At 65.1% G+C, this 18,134-nt stretch carries 16 protein-coding genes and 1 riboswitch; of the genes, 9 read left to right on the top strand and 7 right to left on the bottom strand.

Translation table 11 applies throughout. The features are described 5' to 3' along the window. Window positions 1-26 precede the first annotated feature (26 nt). On the bottom strand, window positions 27-986 hold the full coding sequence (locus ACFPOU_RS17470) for a DUF535 family protein (RefSeq protein ID WP_379724036.1): 960 nt from the start codon (window positions 984-986) through the stop codon (window positions 27-29). A 607-nt stretch (window positions 987-1,593) separates the two neighbouring features. Further along, on the bottom strand, window positions 1,594-2,571 hold the full coding sequence (locus tag ACFPOU_RS17465) for a hypothetical protein (RefSeq protein ID WP_379724033.1): 978 nt from the start codon (window positions 2,569-2,571) through the stop codon (window positions 1,594-1,596). 324 nt (window positions 2,572-2,895) lie between these two features. On the opposite strand from ACFPOU_RS17465, the gene ACFPOU_RS17460 reads away from it, so the two are divergent. Next, window positions 2,896-3,600, top strand: a complete 705-nt coding sequence (locus tag ACFPOU_RS17460) for a glutathione S-transferase (RefSeq protein WP_379724030.1) — start codon at window positions 2,896-2,898, stop codon at window positions 3,598-3,600. Window positions 3,601-3,735: 135 nt separating this feature from the next. Then, window positions 3,736-4,203: a VOC family protein gene (locus ACFPOU_RS17455; RefSeq protein WP_379724027.1), complete on the top strand. Its 468-nt coding sequence runs from the start codon at window positions 3,736-3,738 to the stop codon at window positions 4,201-4,203. 45 nt (window positions 4,204-4,248) lie between these two features. On the opposite strand, the gene ACFPOU_RS17450 is transcribed toward ACFPOU_RS17455, so the two are convergent. Then, window positions 4,249-4,821: a manganese efflux pump MntP gene (locus tag ACFPOU_RS17450; protein WP_379724024.1), complete on the bottom strand. Its 573-nt coding sequence runs from the start codon at window positions 4,819-4,821 to the stop codon at window positions 4,249-4,251. A 134-nt stretch (window positions 4,822-4,955) separates the two neighbouring features. Next, window positions 4,956-5,114, bottom strand: a riboswitch (yybP-ykoY riboswitch). A 124-nt stretch (window positions 5,115-5,238) separates the two neighbouring features. Here ACFPOU_RS17450 and ACFPOU_RS17445 point away from each other — a divergent pair. The 4 genes from ACFPOU_RS17445 (at window position 5,239) to ACFPOU_RS17430 (ending at window position 11,112) form a co-directional block, all read left to right on the top strand. Further along, the gene (locus ACFPOU_RS17445; RefSeq protein ID WP_379724021.1) at window positions 5,239-6,162 is read left to right on the top strand and encodes a pirin family protein; all 924 of its coding nucleotides are present in this window, start codon (window positions 5,239-5,241) and stop codon (window positions 6,160-6,162) included. A 72-nt stretch (window positions 6,163-6,234) separates the two neighbouring features. After that, window positions 6,235-7,149, top strand: a complete 915-nt coding sequence (locus tag ACFPOU_RS17440; protein WP_379724018.1) for a PhzF family phenazine biosynthesis protein — start codon at window positions 6,235-6,237, stop codon at window positions 7,147-7,149. A 122-nt stretch (window positions 7,150-7,271) separates the two neighbouring features. Then, complete coding sequence (locus ACFPOU_RS17435; RefSeq protein ID WP_379724015.1) at window positions 7,272-8,069, top strand: hypothetical protein; 798 nt, start codon at window positions 7,272-7,274, stop codon at window positions 8,067-8,069. 100 nt (window positions 8,070-8,169) lie between these two features. Continuing rightward, complete coding sequence (locus tag ACFPOU_RS17430; protein WP_379724012.1) at window positions 8,170-11,112, top strand: putative bifunctional diguanylate cyclase/phosphodiesterase; 2,943 nt, start codon at window positions 8,170-8,172, stop codon at window positions 11,110-11,112. A 57-nt stretch (window positions 11,113-11,169) separates the two neighbouring features. Here ACFPOU_RS17430 and ACFPOU_RS17425 read toward each other — a convergent pair whose 3' ends face one another. From ACFPOU_RS17425 to ompR, 4 genes are all read right to left on the bottom strand, one after another. After that, window positions 11,170-11,565 carry a DUF4124 domain-containing protein gene (locus ACFPOU_RS17425; protein WP_379724009.1) on the bottom strand — a complete coding sequence of 132 codons (396 nt, stop codon included), beginning with the start codon at window positions 11,563-11,565 and terminating at the stop codon, window positions 11,170-11,172. A 169-nt stretch (window positions 11,566-11,734) separates the two neighbouring features. Beyond that, complete coding sequence (locus tag ACFPOU_RS17420) at window positions 11,735-12,700, bottom strand: threo-3-hydroxy-L-aspartate ammonia-lyase (RefSeq protein WP_379724006.1); 966 nt, start codon at window positions 12,698-12,700, stop codon at window positions 11,735-11,737. 22 nt (window positions 12,701-12,722) lie between these two features. Further along, complete coding sequence (locus ACFPOU_RS17415) at window positions 12,723-14,057, bottom strand: ATP-binding protein (RefSeq protein ID WP_379724003.1); 1,335 nt, start codon at window positions 14,055-14,057, stop codon at window positions 12,723-12,725. Between the two features lie 35 nt (window positions 14,058-14,092). Further along, a complete protein-coding gene (gene ompR, locus ACFPOU_RS17410; protein WP_379724103.1) occupies window positions 14,093-14,845 on the bottom strand; it encodes an osmolarity response regulator transcription factor OmpR in 753 nt (250 codons plus the stop codon). Between the two features lie 215 nt (window positions 14,846-15,060). On the opposite strand from ompR, the gene ACFPOU_RS17405 reads away from it, so the two are divergent. The 3 genes from ACFPOU_RS17405 (at window position 15,061) to ACFPOU_RS17395 (ending at window position 18,123) form a co-directional block, all read left to right on the top strand. Next, the gene (locus ACFPOU_RS17405) at window positions 15,061-15,462 is read left to right on the top strand and encodes a hypothetical protein (RefSeq protein ID WP_379724000.1); all 402 of its coding nucleotides are present in this window, start codon (window positions 15,061-15,063) and stop codon (window positions 15,460-15,462) included. 186 nt (window positions 15,463-15,648) lie between these two features. Then, window positions 15,649-17,523, top strand: coding sequence for a flagellar assembly protein A (locus tag ACFPOU_RS17400; RefSeq protein WP_379723997.1), 1,875 nt, complete (start codon window positions 15,649-15,651; stop codon window positions 17,521-17,523). Window positions 17,524-17,661: 138 nt separating this feature from the next. Further along, window positions 17,662-18,123 (top strand): chemotaxis protein CheW, encoded by a 462-nt coding sequence (locus ACFPOU_RS17395; RefSeq protein WP_379723994.1) that lies wholly within the window; start codon window positions 17,662-17,664, stop codon window positions 18,121-18,123. Window positions 18,124-18,134 lie beyond the last annotated feature (11 nt).

Here is an 18,134-nt window from a genome sequence, read left to right as displayed (position 1 = left end):
TGCCGGCGGTCCGTCCTCGAAGCGCCTTACACCTCGGCCGTTTCCCGCAATGAGGCCGCATGCGCGTGATTTGCCCGCGCGTGCAGCAAGTGACGCTGCAGCGTCGCGCGCGTGCTGTCGCCGATGGCGCGCCAGTGGTCGCGGCGCTGGGCGGCGCGCTTGCGGTGCTTGGACGGCATGTCGGCCAGCGGCTTGAGGTAGAAGGGCAGGGCCACCAGCCAGGTGTCGCCCGGCAGTTCGACGCCGCCGAGGATCTTCCAGAAGCCGTCGTAGGCGTTGACGAAATGCTTGATCTCGTCCGGGTCGAAGGCGATCTGGGCCGTGCATTTGACGGCCACCACCTGGTCCATGCCGACTGCCTGCGCCAGGCCCTGCATCGCGGCGAAGCAGAAGAAGCTCGGCGAATTGTTCGGGAAGCATTCCTCGAAGGCGTCGAAGGCCTCGCCCGCATCGGTCCAGCGGCCCTGGTTGCGCGCAATAAAAGGCACCAGCGGCGTTGGAACGCCGACGAGTTTGCCTTCGACCCAGGAATAGGACAGGCGGTGCAGCACCTTGCCGTCGGCGACCAGCGCCAGCGTCAGGTCACCTTCGGCATGCATGCGCGACGTCATTTCTAGGCGGATCAGGAAATGGTGCTCGCCGCTCGTGTGCTGCCACAGCGCCAGGCCGCCGGATGCGTACACGGCGCTCCTGTAGGCGGCGTCGAAGGTGGTTTCCTCGAAGCGGTAATGGGCCAGCACGCACTGGACGCGCTGGCGCGTGCTCAGTCCCCGCACCAGGTAGCCGCGGTGGCTCAGATGGTGGAAAGGGTCGTCGTTCGGCGGCGTCATCACGTGGTTGCGGTAGACGTCGAGCCGGCACAGCGCGGCGTGGTCGCGGTAGTAGCGCAGGACGCGCGCGCTGCGCAGCACCGACATGGTCCAGGACGAAAAGCGCAGCTCGCCGCGGCGGGCGCGCCAGGAACGGGTGAGATGCGCGAAGATCATGGGACGCTCCAGCGAAAAAGACGGGTGGCAGAGGCGTTCATGGTGTCCCAGTCCGGCGCTCCCGGCGGTGCGATTGCTCAAATGAAACACATTCTCTGAAGCAATATTTTAGGCGGAGTCCTTCCCCGCCGCGCCTGCACGTCGACCGCACCGTGATTGCCTCTTGCCTTGCCTTGTCTTGAATAAAAGTTCCTCATTGCAAGATTATCATGCCGCGCGCGCGGCGCCGTAAAAATCCACTCCATACTGGGGGCCTGCATGACGGGAAGGCACATGGCTTACCAACTGTTCTATTGGACGAGGGGCCAAGACAGTCACCAGTTACCGTGACCTTGGGGGGAGCCATGCAAACTTCAAGCAAAGAAACGAGATTACGCTCGCTTTTTCGTGACAATCTTTGGATTAACTTACTGGCCAAGTTCTCGCGGCGACAGCCGAGGTCATGTCTGAACGTCAGCCCTAACTCGGCTTTGTACGAATAGCTAACCCGAAGATTCGGGCCAGTAATTTAGGCCACGATCACAAGATCAAACAATCTCACCAAAGCAGCACAATCAATCTTAATAATTCAACGTTCTATTTCAGCACGTTAAATTGACAGTCTAGTTTATTCTGGCGCTTTGTCATCAGGATTGAGGGGCAATATAAAGAACTTTGGCTCGATCAGTTTTAAGTTGGGGAATTTCGGAATAGAGTACCCAAACGGATTGGTTCTGAGCCATTCGATTAGCTCAATTAAAGTATCCATATGCTCTAGCGTCTGCTTTGGCATAAGACGCTCGGAGCCATGCATAATGTTGTTCCTTGCTGTGTTAACTTTCTTGACGCGATTGTATAACTCCTTATTCGCTTCTGAAAGGCTTTGCCAGCCACATACTTTTGCTAACGTGCAGAGATATATGCTTAGGCGCTCTTCTTTAATTGCACGAAGCAAACTCTTCTGCTCGCCCTCATCCAATCCACTCTTCTTTAGGCCCAATTTTAAAATCTCTTGGGTTAGGTCATCTATGAGAGAAAACAAATTGATGAATGCTTCGGTGTGAAAGCCAAGATTGATTAAATCCAACGAACTCATCAGCCTTTTTGTCACCGCAGGAACCGGATTTTTTGCCGGACCATTGGAAACCACCATGTTTGACAGAAAACCTGCCATTAACTCAGCATCGGCCCTGCTTAGCTGGAACGTAGGGTTGACGTAGCCGATAACATCAACTTGATTTTCTGCAGCAAAACACTTGACATCTGCAGTGCCAAATTGGCGAATATACGACGTTATTTCTCCGACAGTATCATTCGCTTTGAGCCACAATGTTGCTTCGCTAATTGCAGATAACGATTTTTCCAAGAGGTCAAAGGCACAACTGGCATCCTTCAAATCTACTTCGTCCGTTCCAACATGCTCAACCGTGAATAGGATGCAGTCATTCGTATCCACTTTGATGTGAGAATTGGGAAATTGAACGAAATCTTGAAACGCGTGAGAAACGTGGAACAGAGTGTTGGCGAGCCCTAGCGTAACAGGGAGGATTCCCGGCATTAACTGGAGTCTACCAATAATTGCAACGTGAGCAACAATATGCGGCAAATAACCTCCAATTTAGTATGAAGTGAGCTGCAAAAGCAACGTTAGTATTATTAGTATAAAACAAAAACTTGCGCCATCAAAGATGCTTTTTGCAAAGTTCAATCATATGCGCGACCACGGTTCATTAGACAAGCCGTTCAACGCCGCAGTATTTGCCGCTTCCAGCCGTTCGGCGGCTAGATATAAATCTGGATTACTTCACGAGTTTCCTGCACATGCCAAAATTCTAGTCTTTAAAGAATTTCACCGAAAAGTCGTTTTTGCAGCCAAGACCGCTCCATAGGCATACCATGATCGCTCGACCAACACGACGGAGAAATCACGATGGTGCAACCCTACGAACTGTTCTATTGGCCCCACATCCAGGGACGCGGCGAATTCGTCCGGCTAGCGCTGGAAGAAGCGGGAGCGGAGTATGCCGACGTGGCGCGCGGTCCGGGTGGCGTCGACGCGTTGGCGGCGGCGCTGAAGGAAGGCCCGACACCCAGCTTCGCGCCGCCTTTCCTGCGCGCGGACGGCATGACGATCGGCCAGACGGCGGCGATCCTGATGTACCTGGGCGAGCGCCATGGCCTGGCGCCGCAGGACACGGCAGGGCGCCTGTGGACCCATCAGCTGCAACTGACGCTTGCCGACCTGGTGAACGAAGCCCACGATACCCATCACCCGATCGGCATCGCCCTGTACTACGAAGACCAGCGGGAACAGGCGCGGCGCCGCGCGGGCGAGTTCACCGCTGCGCGCATTCCCAGATTCCTCGATTATTTCGCCCGCGTGCTGGGCGGGCAGGATTACCTGCTCGGGCCGCAGCGCACCTATGCCGACCTGTCGCTGTTCCAGGTGCTCGAAGGACTCGCCTACGCATTCCCGCGGGCCAGCGCCAGGGCGCTGGCGCGCCATCCGAACCTGTCGGCCCTGCGCCGGCGCGTGGCCGAGCGGCCGCGCATCGCCGCCTACCTGCAGTCGCCGCGCCGGCTTGCCTTCAACGAGGAAGATATCTTCCGCCACTATCCGGAACTTGACGGCTAGCGACTGAGCCGGTTTCGACGATGCAGCGCAACACAGGCAATCGTTGCACGAACTTCGGCCGGCCATTAGGCTCAATACAGCAGCACCGAACCGATACACCGATCCCCATCCACACCAGGTCGAAAGGAAAACATCATGAGTCCAGAAGTCAAGCCGGTCGAAGAAGGCATGCCAACCGTCACGCCGCATCTCGTCTGCGCCAACTGCCACGAGGCGATCGAGTTCTACAAGAAGGCCTTCGGCGCCATCGAAGTCATGCGCACCCCGATGCCCGACGGTAAAGTCGGCCATGCCATGCTGCGCATCGGCGACTCGCCCCTGTTCCTGGCCGACGAATTCCCCGACTACGGTTCCTTCAGCCCCCTGAGCCTGAAGGGTTCGCCGGTGACGATCCACCTGTCGGTGCCGAATGTGGACGCGCTCTGGAACCAGGCAAAAGCGGCCGGCGCCACCGTGCGCATGGAACTGGCCGACATGTTCTGGGGCGACCGCTACGGCCAGCTCGACGATCCCTTCGGCCACCGCTGGTCGATGGCGACCCATGTCAAGGACGTCTCGCCCGAGGAGATGCAAGAGGCGATGCAGCGCGAGTGCGCCGCCTGAAGCGAGCGCCTGGAAGCGCGCCCGGACCGGGGGGCGGGCTGGAGCTCAGCCTGCCGCGGCCCGCAGATGGTCGACCAGGATCAGGCTGCCGATCACGATCAGCACGACGCCGCCGACGATCTCCGCGCGCTTGCCGGCCAGCTTGCCAAGACCGCGGCCCAGCATCACGCCGAGCGTGACCATGACGAAGGTGGCGAAACCGATCGCCGCCGCCGTCACGAAAATGTTCACGTCGATAAAGGCCAGGCCGGCCCCGACGATCAGGGCGTCGACGCTGGTTGCCATGCCGGTGACGGCCAGGCGCAGGAAGGAGTGGCTGTCCGGTCTGTCCACCTCGGCGTCGGGCTCGCCCCAGCCTTCGTGGATCATGCGCAGTCCGAGCGCGCCCAGCAGGATAAACGCGATCCAGTGGTCCCAGGCTTGCACATAAGGGGCGGCGGCGTTGCCGAGCGCCCAGCCGAGCAGGGGAGTGAGGCCTTCGATGACGCCGAAGATGGCGCCGGTGCGCAGCGCTTCGCGCAGTTGCGGCCTTTGCAGGGCCGCGCCCTTGCCGACGGCGGCGGCGAAGGCGTCCGTGGACATGGCGAAGGCGAGCGAAGCGGTGGCTGCGAAATTCATGGGAGGCTTTCCGTCGGGCGAACGCAGAGGCAGGCCGGCGCGGCCCGAACTCGCGCGCTGGCATGCCAAAGGTCTTGCCGACCGACGAGTGTGTGAAAAAAAGCCTCCACGGCTGCGTTGCATTCGTCGCGCCGGAGCGGCATCCCGTTGTCGACGCCGCGCCTGGCGCTGGAGGCTGGTTCCACCCACCCTGGCAGCTGCCCGTACCACGATGCGATGGCATCGAGTATGTTGATACGGGATCCTCCGCCGCAGGCGCGGGCGGAAGCAGGCTACTCCCCAATGGATGACGGTATTGTAACCGAGGCGGGACCGTAACGCTCAGCAATCAAGCCCTGCGCAAGGCAATCCGGACCTTTGCAGGAAAACGCGCCGTCACGTAGACTGGTCCGGCAGCACACCATCGAGGGGAACAGCATGGACACCCAGGACCACCCGAGCGCACTCGACATCGTGATCGTGCCGCCCACCCACGACCTGGGCGACGGCTTCCAGGTGCGGCGCGCACTGCCGAGCCGGCAGCGGCGCATGGTCGGGCCCTTCGTTTTTCTCGACCAGATGGGGCCGCACGTGTTCGACGCCGGCCGCGGCCTCGACGTGCGGCCCCACCCGCATGTCTGCCTGGCCACGGTCACCTACCTCTTCGACGGCGAAATCGTGCACCGCGACAGCGTCGGCAGCGTGCAGGCGATCCGTCCCGGCGAAGTCAACTGGATGACCGCCGGGCGCGGCATCGTCCACTCGGAACGCACCGGCAGCGTGCTGCGCCAGGGCCGTTCCAGCCTCTTCGGCCTGCAGTGCTGGGTCGCGCTGCCGTCCCGGCACGAGGAAACCGATCCCGCCTTTGCCCACGTCGAGGCCGGCGCCTTGCCCTGCATCGAGGGCGAGGGCGTCGAGGCGCGCGTCGTGGCCGGCAGCTTCTGGGGCCGGCGCGCGCCGGTCGCGACGCTGTCCGACCTGTTCTATGTCGACGTCAGACTGCGGGCGGGCGCGCGCATCGCCATGCCGCCCGAGTATCCGGAGCAGGCGATCTATATCGTCGAAGGCGGTCTCGACCTGGGACGCGACGGCGTCTTCGAGCCGGGCCAGCTGGTGGTGCTGAAGCCGGGCGCGCAAGTGCTGCTGGGCGCGCCCGGACCGGGGCCGACGCGCATCATGCTGCTGGGCGGCGAGCCGATGGACGGGCCGCGCTTCCTGTCCTGGAATTTCGTCGCCAGTTCCGAAGAGCGGATCGAGCAGGCCCGGCGCGACTGGCAGGCCGGCGCCTTTCCGCAGGTGCCGGGCGAGACCGAATGCATCCCCTTGCCGCAAACGCAGGGCAAACCGGTGCGTTATCCCTGAGTCAAGGCTTAGCTGGCAGAGATGTTGTAATCGGGCTAATATCGGCGCTCTTTCATTGCAGAGGAGCAAGCCATGCACCCGATCCCGATCGCGCCACGCGACGGCGCCACGCGCATCGGCGTCGACGACGTCCAGCGCATCGCCGCGTTTTCCGATGGCCTGCAAGGCGGTAACCCGGCCGGCGTCTGGATCGGCGACACCCTGCCGCCGGATCCCGTCATGCAACGCGTTGCCAGCGCGGTCGGCTATTCGGAAACGGCCTTTGCGGCGCCGCTGGGCGATGGCTGGCGCGTACGCTATTTCTCTCCTGAATCTGAAGTGCCTTTCTGCGGCCACGCCACGATCGCGCTCGGCGCGGCGCTGGCGGCCAGCCGCGGCGACGGCGTCTATCCGCTCCTGCTGAACGATGCCGCCATCACGGTCGAAGGGCGGCGCGGCGTGGGCGCCGATGGACAGGTGCTGACCTCGGCCGCGCGGCAGTCGCCGCCCACGCGCAGCGCGCCGGCCCCGCCCGAGGTGGTGGCGCAGGCGCTGGCACTATTCGGCTATCGCCCCGGGGATCTCGACCCGCGCATTCCGCCGGCGCTGGCGCACGGCGGGGCCGGGCACCTGGTGCTGGCCTTGCGCAGCCGCGGGCTGCTGGCCGCCATGCACTACGAGTTCGATGCGGGACGGCGCTTCATGCGCGCGCTCGGCATCGTCACCGTCGTGCTGGCCTGGGCCGAGACCGATACGCTGTTCCACACCCGTAACCCGTTCGCCTCGGGCGGCGTATACGAGGATCCCGCCACCGGTGCTGGCACGGCAGCGCTGGCCGGCTACCTGGGCGCGCTCGGCTGGCCGCACGGCGGGGCCATCGACATCGTGCAGGGCGAGGACATGGGCATGCGCTCGCGCCTGCGCGCGGAAATCGGGATGGAGCGGGGCGGGTCGATCCGCGTGTCGGGCACGGCACGGATGCTGCCGGCGCCGATTCAGTCGCCATGAAATTTTATCAATTTTGAATTAAAGGGTAAAAGTACGCTTACTCATCCGTTAAGTTTTTTAACCGAAGATTGATAATTATCAGGAACCAAGCCTTCTGCGTTTAAACAATCTGAGGAATCGCCATGGAGTTGTGCCAAGCAAACGTCATCCCCCAAGCAAATGCTGCTGCAGTCCCCCAGGTTGGTCACGCACCGGGCGCGCAGCGGACAGTCGAGAACCTGCCCTTCACGATCCGGCGCGTGCGCAACGAAGACGAGCTCCTGAAGGCGGTGCAGATCCGCCACGCCGCCTACGCCCGCCACGTTCCCGAGTTCGCGCGTTCGCTGGCCTTGCCGGAAGACGCCGACTACGAGAGCGACACCGTCGTGCTGCTGGCCGAGTCCAAGCTCGACGGCACGCCGCTGGGAACGGCCCGTATCCGCACGAATATCCACCATCCGCTGCACATCGAGGAATCGGTGGCGCTGCCGCACTGGCTGCAGGGGCGCACCCTGGGCGAAGTCGAGCGCCTGGGCGTGAGCCAGGGACGCATCGGCCACGTGGTCAAGGTCGCGCTGGTGAAGGCCTTTTTCGAATACTTCGAGAAGAGCGGCCTCGAATACGCCGTCATCTCGGGCCGTACTCCGGTGGACCGCCAGTACGAGCAGCTGCTGTTCTTGGATGTGTTCGGGAAAAACGAGATGGTGCCGCTGCGTCACATCGGCAACATCCCGCACCGGATCATGGCCTTTGAAATCGCCACCGGCGAAGCGCGCTGGCGCGCGGCCGGCCATCCGCTCCTCAAGTTCTTCCGCCATACCCACCATCCGGACATCGACGTCGGCCTGGGGAGCGAGCCGCTGGGCAGCATCTTGCATGTCCCGCTGCAAGCGCGGGCAACATCGAGCGGAGCCGCCAAGCGCGAGCCGGCATGCATTTGACATAGATATTGCATGACGGTATTACGTTAAAGCTGTATCCTGACGCTAGATCAGGCTGCGATACCATATCGCGGCCTTTATCGATTGCTCGATACCGCTTATGCCAAATACTACCCACAAGCACCACAGGTTTCCTTCGTCGGCGGCCACCGCCGTCCTCGAGCGGGTGCTGCGGGTGTTCGCGTATTACCTGATTCCGCTCGGGATCGGTCTCTTTTCCGTCGTTGCGCTGTTGTTCTGGCACAACCAATACCAGATCAGCGAGCCGGAAGCGCTGCCCCTGCGCGTCGTCGTGCAGGCCGAGGGCGCCGCACCCACGCCCGCCGAGGCGCTTGCCCGCCTCGCGTCCGCGCCGACCGTCGCCAGCCACGATTCCAAGCTCAGCACCCGTCCCTTCTGGTTCAGTTTTGCGCCGATGTCGGCTTCGGTCGAGCAGGACGTCATCGAATTCCCCTCGCGCCATGCGCTGTCGGTTCGTTGCTGGGATGCGACAAACTTGCGCCCCATCGGCGAAGCCAGCCGCAGCCATGCGAGCGGCGCGATCAGCGCCGTCAAAGCCGGTTTCGCCGTGCGCATGGAACGCCTGCCGGCCCAGATGCTGTGCAGCGGCACCTTCGCCGGTCCAGCGCGCGTGAGCGTGGTGCAGTGGCCATCGGAACAGTTTGCCTTGTCGGTGGAGCAGTTCCACCGCAAGTCCGGCCTGCTCGACGGCGGCATGATCGTGCTGGCCTTGTTCGTCCTCCTGACTGCCCTGATCAACCGCCAGCCGCTGTACGTGCTCTTCGCCGGCTGGCTGATCCTGAACCTGCGGGTGGCGGCGCTGTCGGCCGGCTGGGACATCCAGTGGCTGGGCCAGACCGTTCCCGCCGACTGGCTGTTGCTGTCGCGCTCGATGACGCTGACCTTGTATGGCATCGCGACCCTGACCTTGTACCAGCACCTGCTGCGCGGCAGCCTCAAAGGCTTGCGCTATGCCGTGACGATGCGCGCCATGCAGTGGCTGTGCCTGCCGATCGTGGCGGCCGCGGTGCTGCTGCCGTACCACGTCTATTTGCCGATCGTATGGACGATCTGCGCCCTGTGCCTGGCCATCATGATGACGGGCCTGGCCAAGGTGGTCATCGAGTCGCGCAACCGCGTCGCCACCTGGTTTGCCGCCTCGTTCGCACTGACGATCGTCGCCACGCTGGTCGAGATCGTCGCGGCGGCGCTCGGCACGCGCGAGGTGACCGGCGTCATCAACAGCGTCACCGCGGCCCTCGCCTCGAGCCTGCTGGCCGCGCTGGCGGTGGCCGAGCAGATGCGCGCAGAGACCGAAAAGCGCGAGGAAGCCCAGCGCAAGCTCGAGCAGGCCTACGAGGCCATGCCGGTGGGCCTGTTCACGCTCGACATGCGCGGCCAGTTCCTGAGCGCCAACCCGGCGCTGCGGAAAATGCTCGGCGCCGCCGGGATCGAAGCGGGCCGCATGGCATGGCGCCACTTCTTCAGCGAGCGCGTCTGGATGGAACTGCATGAGCAGGTGCATGGCCGCAGCGATGCCGAGCTCGAGATCGCCAACAGCGACGGTAGCCGGCGCTTCCTGGTCAGCGCGACGCTGGCGCGCGGGCGCATCGAGGGCGTGCTGCAGGACATTACCGAAAAGTACAAGGCCACCGAGCAGCTGCGTTTCATGGCCAACAACGATCCGCTGACCAAGGTGTACAACCGACGCGGCATCGAAAAGATGATCGAGCTCGCCGCTACCTCGCTGGCGGCCGGCAAGCCGATGGCGCTGGCCTATCTCGACCTCGACCGCTTCAAGCTGATCAACGACCTGTTCGGCCATAGCGCCGGCGACGAAGTGCTCAAGCAGGTCTGCGAGCGCATGGCGATGATGCTGGCGGGCGGGCAGCAGATCGGCCGCGTCGGCGGCGACGAATTCGTGATCGTCATGCCCGATACCGCCATCCCGCTGGCATCGCTGATCTGCCGCGGCATCGTCGAGCGCATCGGCGCCACGCCTTACCGCGTCGGCGAGAAGGCCTTCCACGTGCGCGGCTCGATCGGCCTGATCGAAGTGTCCGCGGGCATGCCGATGAAGGACGTCGTCTCGACCGCCGACCGCGCCTGCCGCGAGGCGAAGGATGCGAGCGACGGCCTGGTCGTCTACGAACGCAATGCCGCGGCCTTCCACGAGCGCGAGGCCGAGTTGAACCTGGTGGCCAAGCTGCAGGGCGCCGGCGCCACGGACGGGCTGTTCGTCGAGATGCAGCCGATCATGTCGCTCAAGCATCCGCAGGATTCGCTGAACTTCGAGGTCCTGCTGCGCATGCGCGGGCTCGACGGCCGCGTGATGCCGGCCGGGCCGCTGATCGGCGCCGCCGAAAAGTCGGGCCAGGCGGGCGTGATCGACCGCTGGGTGCTGACGACCACGCTCGGCTGGATCGCCGACAACATCCAGCGCCTGCCGAACACCCGTTTCGTGTGCATGAATCTGTCGGGCGCATCGCTCAACGACGAGCGCTTCGTGGCAGACACGCTGGAAATCCTGGCGCGCTACGTGCACGTGGCCAGCCGCCTGTGCATGGAAATCACCGAGAGCGTGGCGCTGCACGACCTCGACAACACGCGCCGCTTCATCGACCAGGTGCGCAATTTCGGCGTGAAGGTCGCGCTCGACGATTTCGGCGCCGGCTACACCTCCTTCTCCTACCTGAAGGAATTGCCGGCCGACGTGCTGAAAATCGACGGCAACTTCATCGTCAACATCAACGCCCATCCGGCCAACGTAGCCATCGTCGAAGCCATCGTCAGCCTGGCGGTCAACCTGGGCATGAAGACGATCGCCGAGTGGGCCGAAGACGCGGCCACGGTGCAGACCCTGGCCGAGATCGGCGTCGACTACGTGCAGGGCTGGGCGGTGTCGCGTTCGCAGCCGCCCGAGCGCATGCTGGCGGCGGCTTCGTCGGCCAGTTTCATCCAGGATCCGCAGCTGCTGGAGATGCTGCCGAACCTGGGCAAGGGCGCGGCGCTGGATCTGCGCGGAATCATGAAGCTTCACTGAGTGAAGCTGGATCGAGCCGGCGCAGGCGGGGGCACGGCGCCCGTCCCGCGCCGCGTATCATTGAATTCCCGCCAGGGTCGGACGATGCGCGCGATCGGCATCGATCAGCATCAACTGCGCCCGCGCCGCCTTGAGGGTGGCGACGTCGCTCGCCAGCGGACGGTCGCCCCGGGGCACGCGCGGACGCCAGGTCTGCTGGCGCAGCAGCGTCGGCGAAGCCTCGTAGCGCTGCAATGCCACCGGCTGCACCTCGCCCGCCGGGGCCGCGGCGCGCTCCGGTTCGCCGGCCGAGGTCAGGCGCGTGACGCGCGAGCCGCTGTCGCAAGCCTGGTCGGTCAAGGTGACGTGGCCGCCGGCATCGACGCATTTCAATACTTCGGAACCCGCCAGGGCGGCGGGGGCAGCGGCAATCGCCGCGAAGACGATACTGAGCTGAGAGGCCAGGCGTTTCATGGTCACCTCCATCGATACGATGGAGCCATTGTCCCGGCCGAGACTGCCTCGGTATGTTCGGTGCTTCACGGTGCGCGAACATTGTCAAAAAAACCACGGATGAGCTGACCCAGCCGCGCCAGGACGTCCGGTCGCGCTCAGGGACGCCGTGCGGCGAGCCCGGTCTGCCTCAGGCAACCAGCGCGGCGAAGCGCGACAGGTCGACGTTGCCGCCGCTGATCAGGATGCCGACGCGCTTGCCCGCCACCGGCAGCACGCCGCACAGGGCCGCGGCCGCGCCCAGGCAGCCGGTCGGCTCGACCACCATCTTCATGCGCTCGGCAAGGAATTTCATGGTCTCGACCAGCTGCGCGTCGCTGACGGTGACGATATCGTCGACGCGGCGCCGGATCACCTCGAAATTATGCTCGCCCACGTGCGTCACCATGGCGCCGTCGGCGATCGTCTTGGGCACGCCGATGTGGACGATCTGCCCGCGCCTGAGCGACTGCTGGCCGTCGTTGCCCGCTTCCGGCTCGACGCCGATCACCTTGCAGCCGGGCGCCAGGCCGCTCGCGGCGAGCGCGCAGCCGGCCAGCAGGCCGCCCCCGCCGAGCGGCACCAGGAGCACGTCGAGCGGCCCCACGTCCTCGAACAGTTCCTGGGCCGCCGTGCCCTGGCCGCAGATCACGTCCGGATGGTCGTAAGGGGGGACCAGGGTGATGCCGCGTTCGGTGGCCAGGCGGCGCGCGATCTCTTCGCGGTTTTCCGTGTAGCGGTCGTAGAACAGCACTTCGCCGCCGTACTCCCTGGTCGCCTGCACCTTCAGGGCCGGCGCATCGTGCGGCATGATGATGGTCGCGCGGATGCCGGCCAGGCGCGCCGACAGGGCGATCGCCTGGGCGTGGTTCCCGGACGAGAAGGTCAGCACGCCGGCCGCGCGCTGGGCCGGGGTAAAGCGCGCGATGGCATTGAAGGCGCCGCGGAACTTGAAGGCGCCCATGCGCTGGTAGTTCTCGCACTTGAAGAACAGCCGCGCGCCCGTGCGTGCGTCGGCGGTGGCCGAGGTCAGCACCGGCGTGCGGTGGGCGGCGCCCCGGAGGCGGGCGGCGGCCTGTTCGACGTCGCTGCAGGCGAGGAGGGCGGTATCGCTCATAAAGTAGGGAAATGGAGGGGGATCAGGAAGCAAGCGGCAGGGCCAGCTGTACCAGCAGGCCGCCGCCCTCGCGGTTACGCACCGTCAGTTCGGCGTTGTGGCGGGTGACGACGCGCTCGACGATCGCCAGGCCCAGGCCGGCGCCGTTGGCCTGGCCGCGCGCCGTGTCGAGGCGCGTGAACGGTTTCAGGAGCTGGGCGATCTGGTCGGCCGGGACGCCGGGACCATGGTCGGCAATGTCGACGACGGCGCGCCGGCCTTGCGGCGTGCTGCGCACGTGGCAGGCGAAATCGAGTTCGGTGTAGTCCTGGCCGGGCGTACGCGCGTAGCGGCGCGCGTTCTCGACGATGTTGTTGATCACGCGCCGCAGGTCGATTTCGTTGCCGAGCACCTGCACGTCCTCTTCCAGGTCGGTCGTCACGCGCATGCCGGGCAGGCGCGTGGCATGCTGGGCGCAGTCGGCCAGCAGGTGCGAGATCTCGACCGGGACGAAACTCGAGGCCTCGGTCGGCTTGGCGTAGTCGAGGAACTGGCCGATGATCGCGTCCATCTGGGCGATATCGGACTGCATGCCGTCGCGCGCATCGGGCGACAGGCTCGCCATCTCCAGCTCGAGCTGCATGCGCGCCAGCGGCGTGCGCAGGTCATGCGAGATGCCGGCCAGGATCACGGCGCGGTCCTTTTCGACCTGCGCCAGGTCTTCCACCATCTGGTTGAAGCTGCGGTTCGCTTCGATGATCTCCTTCGGGCCTTTCTCGGGCAGCGCAGGCGGCCGCTCGCCCTTGGCGATCACGCGCGCGGCGGCCGTCAGGCGCGCCAGCGGCAGGTTGATCAGGCTCGAAATGAAGGCCGCGCCCAGTAGCGAGAGCACGCCCACCACGCTGGCCCAGCCGAGCCACTGGACCCGCGTCAGGCCGGCGATGCGCTCGCGCTCGAGCATCAGCCAGTACTGGTCGTCCTCGATGCTGAAGCTGATCCAGAAGCCAGCCATGCCGTTCACGCGGCTGGAGAAGCGGGTCTGGTTGCCGAGCTTGTCGCGCACCGCGGCGGCGATTTCGGGCATCAGCGGGTTCGCCGGCGGCGGATCGACCTGGTCGGTGTCCTCCAGCGTGAAGATGCGGATGCCTTCGTTCGAAACCAGTTCGAACAGCAGCTCGCGCCGCAGCTCGGGCGCCGAATGGGTCAGCGCCGCTTTTGTGATCGTCACCACCGACACCACCAGCTCGGCCGTCTGCTGGACTTGCGGGCCGCGCTGGAACACGTTGAGCATGCCGATCCAGGAACCCATCGACAGCGTCGTGAGCAGCGACAGCAGGAAGAAGGTGCGCCAGAACAGGCCGCTTTTCATCCATGCCATGCGCCCCGGCTTGGGTGGAGAAAACGAGGCGAGCACTAGCGCGGCTGTCCTTCAGGGATGAAGACATAGCCCAGGCCCCATACGGTCTGGATGTAGAGCGGGCTGGAAGGATCGGGCTCGATCAGCTTGCGCAGGCGCGAGATCTGCACGTCGAGCGAGCGGTCGAAGACTTCGTATTCGCGCCCGCGCGCGAGCTCCATCAGCTTCTCGCGCGAAAGCGGCTGGCGGGCGTGGCGCGCGAACACCTTCAGTACCGAGAATTCGCCGGTCGTCAAGGGCACCGTCTCGCCGTTTTTCTTCAGCGTGCGCGTGCCCAGGTCGAGCACGAACTGGCCGAACTCGAAGGTCTGCGGGGTTTCCGAGGGCGCGCCGGGGATTTCGTCCGGACCCTTGCGGCGCAGGACCGCACCGATGCGGGCCACGAGTTCGCGCGGGTTGAATGGCTTGGGCAGGTAGTCGTCCGCGCCCATCTCGAGGCCGACGATGCGGTCGACGTCTTCGCCTTTCGCGGTGAGCATGATGATCGGGGTCTGGTCGCCGGCGCCGCGCAGGCGGCGGCAGATCGACAGGCCGTCCTCGCCCGGCAGCATCAGGTCGAGCACGAGCAGGTCGTAGCGCTCGCGCAGCCACAGCTTGTTCATCGCCGGCGCGCTTTCGGCCGTGACGACCTGGAAGCCCTGCTCGGTGAGATAGCGGCGCAGCAGGTCGCGCAGGCGCACGTCGTCGTCGACGACCATGATCCTGGCGCTGTGACCGCCCGTCGCGGCCGGGTTGGCGTTGTTGCCCATATTCGTGGAAGCTGGATTCATATGCTGTCAGTTTGTCAAATTCATGTCGCTATGGTAACTTCTCTTCGCCCCGGTTTCAGGCGATACAGATAGGTCATTACATTGTGTTACAAACTTTACCCAATTGGGCTTATACCCCACGGCAGTTCCACATACACTGGGGACCAATGAAGCACAGCTTATCCGTTTATCCCGCACCACGGAAGAGGAACACCATGACAAACGCGCTCGATAAAACCAATGCAGCAGCCCAGGCCCAGGGCCGGCTCGCCCGCCTGGCGCGCCATGGTGTTGCCGTGGCCCTGCTCGCCTGTGCCGGCATCGGTGCGGCCCAGGCACAATACCATGGCCGCCGCGACGATGCCCAGTTGTCCCCGCCGCCCGGGGCCCGCGCCGAGCGGGTGCAGGCGCCGCAGATCGACCAGCCGCGCGAACAGCGCATGGTCGAGCAGCAGCGCGAACAGCGGGCCTTCGAGGAGCAGCGCCGCCAGGCTGCCCAGTCCCAGGGCGACGGCGGCCGCCGCGGCGGGCGCCTGACGCCGGACGAACGGCGCGACCTGCGCCGCCAGATCAACGAGGTGGGGATGGATATCTACCCCAACGCGCAGCGCCGCTGAACGCGCGCATCGCAGTCGACAGGAAGCCGGGCTCGTCCCGGCTTTTTTCTTGCGCCGGGAATCGTGCTTGGCTTAATACTGGTCATGGCAGTTGTCGTTAACTATGATTTATTTATTTCCTACAACATGGTAGGCTGATGGGGAGCGATTCTTGATATATTGTCAAGGTCCGGTTCCCACTGGAGCATGAACGTGTCCGACGCCGCCATTCCCGTCCCGCCCGCCCCCGGCACCCCCTTCGATTCGACCGGCCCCGGGCATTGCATCATGCGTCACCCGGACGGCATTTACGCCGACCCGGACGTGCTCGGCACGACGGTACTGGCCGCCATCGACAGCATCCTGCGCTCGGGCAGCTATCTTTCCGGCGTCGATTATGCGGTCCTGGTCAAGGCGCTCTACGATAGCGGCCCGGCGCTTCCGACCGGGCCCGACGGCCGGCCGCTGGTGCGCCTGGCGAACGACATCCTTCCCTTCGACGTCCAGCGCCGTGCCTTGTACCGCTCGGTGCGCATTGCCGGCGGCGTGGCCGAATACTGCTTCGAACCGGTCTTCCTGGCCGGACCCGAGGGCGAGGAAATCGCGACCCGCCTCGACCTCGACGAATTCGTGGCCGACATGTGGACCAAGGGCATCCGCTTCGGCATCGACGTGGCCGCCGTGCGGGCGGGGATCGGCAATCCGGGCCTCGGCCGCACCGTGGTCGCGCGCCGGCTCGAGCCGGTCGCCGGCGTCGATGCCGTCGTGGTCGAGGTGTCCGACGACATCCACCGCAGCGATGCGCCGCGCCAGCTCTCGAACGGCAAGCTCGACCTGATGTGCTTCCAGAACCGCTTCCCGCAGGTGCAGGGCGGCACGAAGCTGCTGCAAAAGCTGCCGCCGCGCGCCGGCCAGCCCGGTGTCGAGCTGTCGGGCATCCTGATCGCGCCGGCGGCGCCGGCCGACCTCGATCTCTCATGCCATGCCGGCGAAGGCACCAGGGTGGAGAGGGACGCCACCGGCCACTACCTGGTGGCCGCGCGCACCGGTTTCCTGCAGGTCGATCCGAAGACGCGCAGCATCGCCGTCGGCGACAAGGTCGTCAGCCACGACGGCGTCAGCGCCCGCACCACCGGCAACCTGCAGCTGACGGGCGACTACGAGGAATTCGGCGACATCCAGGAAAAGCGCGTCATCGAGGGCAACGGCATCACCGTGCACGGCAACGTGTACGGCGACATCTTCTCGCGCGGCGGCATGGTGCGCCTGCACGCCAACCTGGTCGGCGGCAGCATCCACAACAAGCGCGGCGACATCCAGGTCGACGGCGTGACGGCCAACGCCATCCTGCAGGCCACGGGCGGCGCGGTGGTCCTGCAGCGCGCCGAGAACTGCGTCATCTCTGGCACCCGCGTGCGCATCGAGCGGGCGCTCAACTGCGAGATCATCGCCGACGAAGTCTCGATCGGCGACGCCGAGGGCTGCGCGGTGGCGGCGCGGCGCCTGGCGATCGACAGCACCGCTCCCTGGCGCGGCAGCGAGATGTTGGTGTATGCCCTGGCGGCGGACTGCGGCCGCATCGACGCGGTGCTCGAGCAGATCGGCGCGCGCCTGGCGCAATTCGACGCTGCGATCGCCCGCCACAAGGCCGAAGTGGCGCTCCTGTGCGCCGAGCCCGGGGTCCGCAACTACCTCGAGATCGCCGGCAAGGTGCGCAGCGGCGAGACGCATCTGAGCCCGGCACAGGCGCAGCAGTTCAAGCAGATGAGGCAGGGCGTGGCCGCCTGCCTGACCCGGATCGGCGAAGTGGCGAACGCGCGCAAGGCGGTCGAGGCCGAGCGGGCAGAGGGCGAGGCACTGCTGGCGCGCTTTTCGGCCCAGCGCAGCGAGCGCGCCGCCGGCACCGCGGTCACGCTCGGCCAGCTCAAGGGCGAGACCCAGGTACGCCGGCTCGCCTACGATCCGGACGGCGCCTGTTTCTACGACCTGCCAGCGCGCGAGATCAAGGCGCGCCTGCGCGGCAACGAGGGCGAGACCCTGCATGCGGCCGCTTGCGGCAGCTATACCCTGCCGGGCGCGTGACAAGCTCACGGCAGCGCCGCCGCGGACCGCGCCGGTAATGATGGCGTAAGGAAATATTGACTGCACGCAATGGAAGCAGGCAGGCCTGGCCTTAGCATGGTGTTGTTACCCAAAGGAACCATCATGCAGGAGGACACCATGGCAGTTCACCCGGCGGACAATCAATTCCTCAGTTTCAAGCTCGGCGGCCTCGAATACGGACTCGATTTCGGCAAGGTGCAGGAGCTGCGCATCCTCAAGTCGCTTGAACGCTTCGCCGCCGACGGCGCCATCGTCGAAGGCGTGGCCGTCTCGCGCGGCGTCATCATGCCCATCGTCGACATGCGTGCGGCCTTCTGCGGCCACCCCGTGACGTCGACGCCGACCACCGACGTCATCATTCTCAAGCTGTCGACCTGCGTGATGGGCATGGTGGTCGACGGCATCACCGACGTCGTCACCCTGGCGCCCGGGCAGATTTCGCCGATTCCCGGCACCGACGGCGGGGCGATCGATTACCTGATCGGGCTGGGCGTCACGAACGGGCGGCGCCTGATCCTGGTCGATATCGACCGCCTGATGTCGATCGACCAGAAGGCCAGCGCGCGCCAGGTGGCGTGAACCCGGTTCCC

The organism is Massilia jejuensis (assembly GCF_042656795.1).
Lineage (GTDB): Bacteria > Pseudomonadota > Gammaproteobacteria > Burkholderiales > Burkholderiaceae_D > Telluria > Telluria jejuensis.
The sequence above is the reverse complement of the archived record's forward strand: the minus strand, read 5'-3'. Positions and strand labels throughout refer to the sequence as shown.

Excerpts from the sequence above, each read along its gene's own strand:
- ACFPOU_RS17470 (WP_379724036.1), bottom strand. The coding sequence starts at position 986 with ATGATCTTCGCGCATCTCACCCGTTCCTGGCGCGCCCGCCGCGGCGAG.
- ACFPOU_RS17460 (WP_379724030.1), top strand. The coding sequence starts at position 2,896 with ATGGTGCAACCCTACGAACTGTTCTATTGGCCCCACATCCAGGGACGC.
- ACFPOU_RS17455 (WP_379724027.1), top strand. The coding sequence starts at position 3,736 with ATGAGTCCAGAAGTCAAGCCGGTCGAAGAAGGCATGCCAACCGTCACG.
- ACFPOU_RS17450 (WP_379724024.1), bottom strand. The coding sequence starts at position 4,821 with ATGAATTTCGCAGCCACCGCTTCGCTCGCCTTCGCCATGTCCACGGAC.
- ACFPOU_RS17445 (WP_379724021.1), top strand. The coding sequence starts at position 5,239 with ATGGACACCCAGGACCACCCGAGCGCACTCGACATCGTGATCGTGCCG.
- ACFPOU_RS17440 (WP_379724018.1), top strand. The coding sequence starts at position 6,235 with ATGCACCCGATCCCGATCGCGCCACGCGACGGCGCCACGCGCATCGGC.
- ACFPOU_RS17435 (WP_379724015.1), top strand. The coding sequence starts at position 7,272 with ATGGAGTTGTGCCAAGCAAACGTCATCCCCCAAGCAAATGCTGCTGCA.
- ACFPOU_RS17430 (WP_379724012.1), top strand. The coding sequence starts at position 8,170 with ATGCCAAATACTACCCACAAGCACCACAGGTTTCCTTCGTCGGCGGCC.
- ACFPOU_RS17425 (WP_379724009.1), bottom strand. The coding sequence starts at position 11,565 with ATGAAACGCCTGGCCTCTCAGCTCAGTATCGTCTTCGCGGCGATTGCC.
- ACFPOU_RS17420 (WP_379724006.1), bottom strand. The coding sequence starts at position 12,700 with ATGAGCGATACCGCCCTCCTCGCCTGCAGCGACGTCGAACAGGCCGCC.
- ACFPOU_RS17415 (WP_379724003.1), bottom strand. The coding sequence starts at position 14,057 with ATGGCATGGATGAAAAGCGGCCTGTTCTGGCGCACCTTCTTCCTGCTG.
- ompR (WP_379724103.1), bottom strand. The coding sequence starts at position 14,845 with ATGGGCAACAACGCCAACCCGGCCGCGACGGGCGGTCACAGCGCCAGG.
- ACFPOU_RS17405 (WP_379724000.1), top strand. The coding sequence starts at position 15,061 with ATGACAAACGCGCTCGATAAAACCAATGCAGCAGCCCAGGCCCAGGGC.
- ACFPOU_RS17400 (WP_379723997.1), top strand. The coding sequence starts at position 15,649 with ATGAACGTGTCCGACGCCGCCATTCCCGTCCCGCCCGCCCCCGGCACC.
- ACFPOU_RS17395 (WP_379723994.1), top strand. The coding sequence starts at position 17,662 with ATGGCAGTTCACCCGGCGGACAATCAATTCCTCAGTTTCAAGCTCGGC.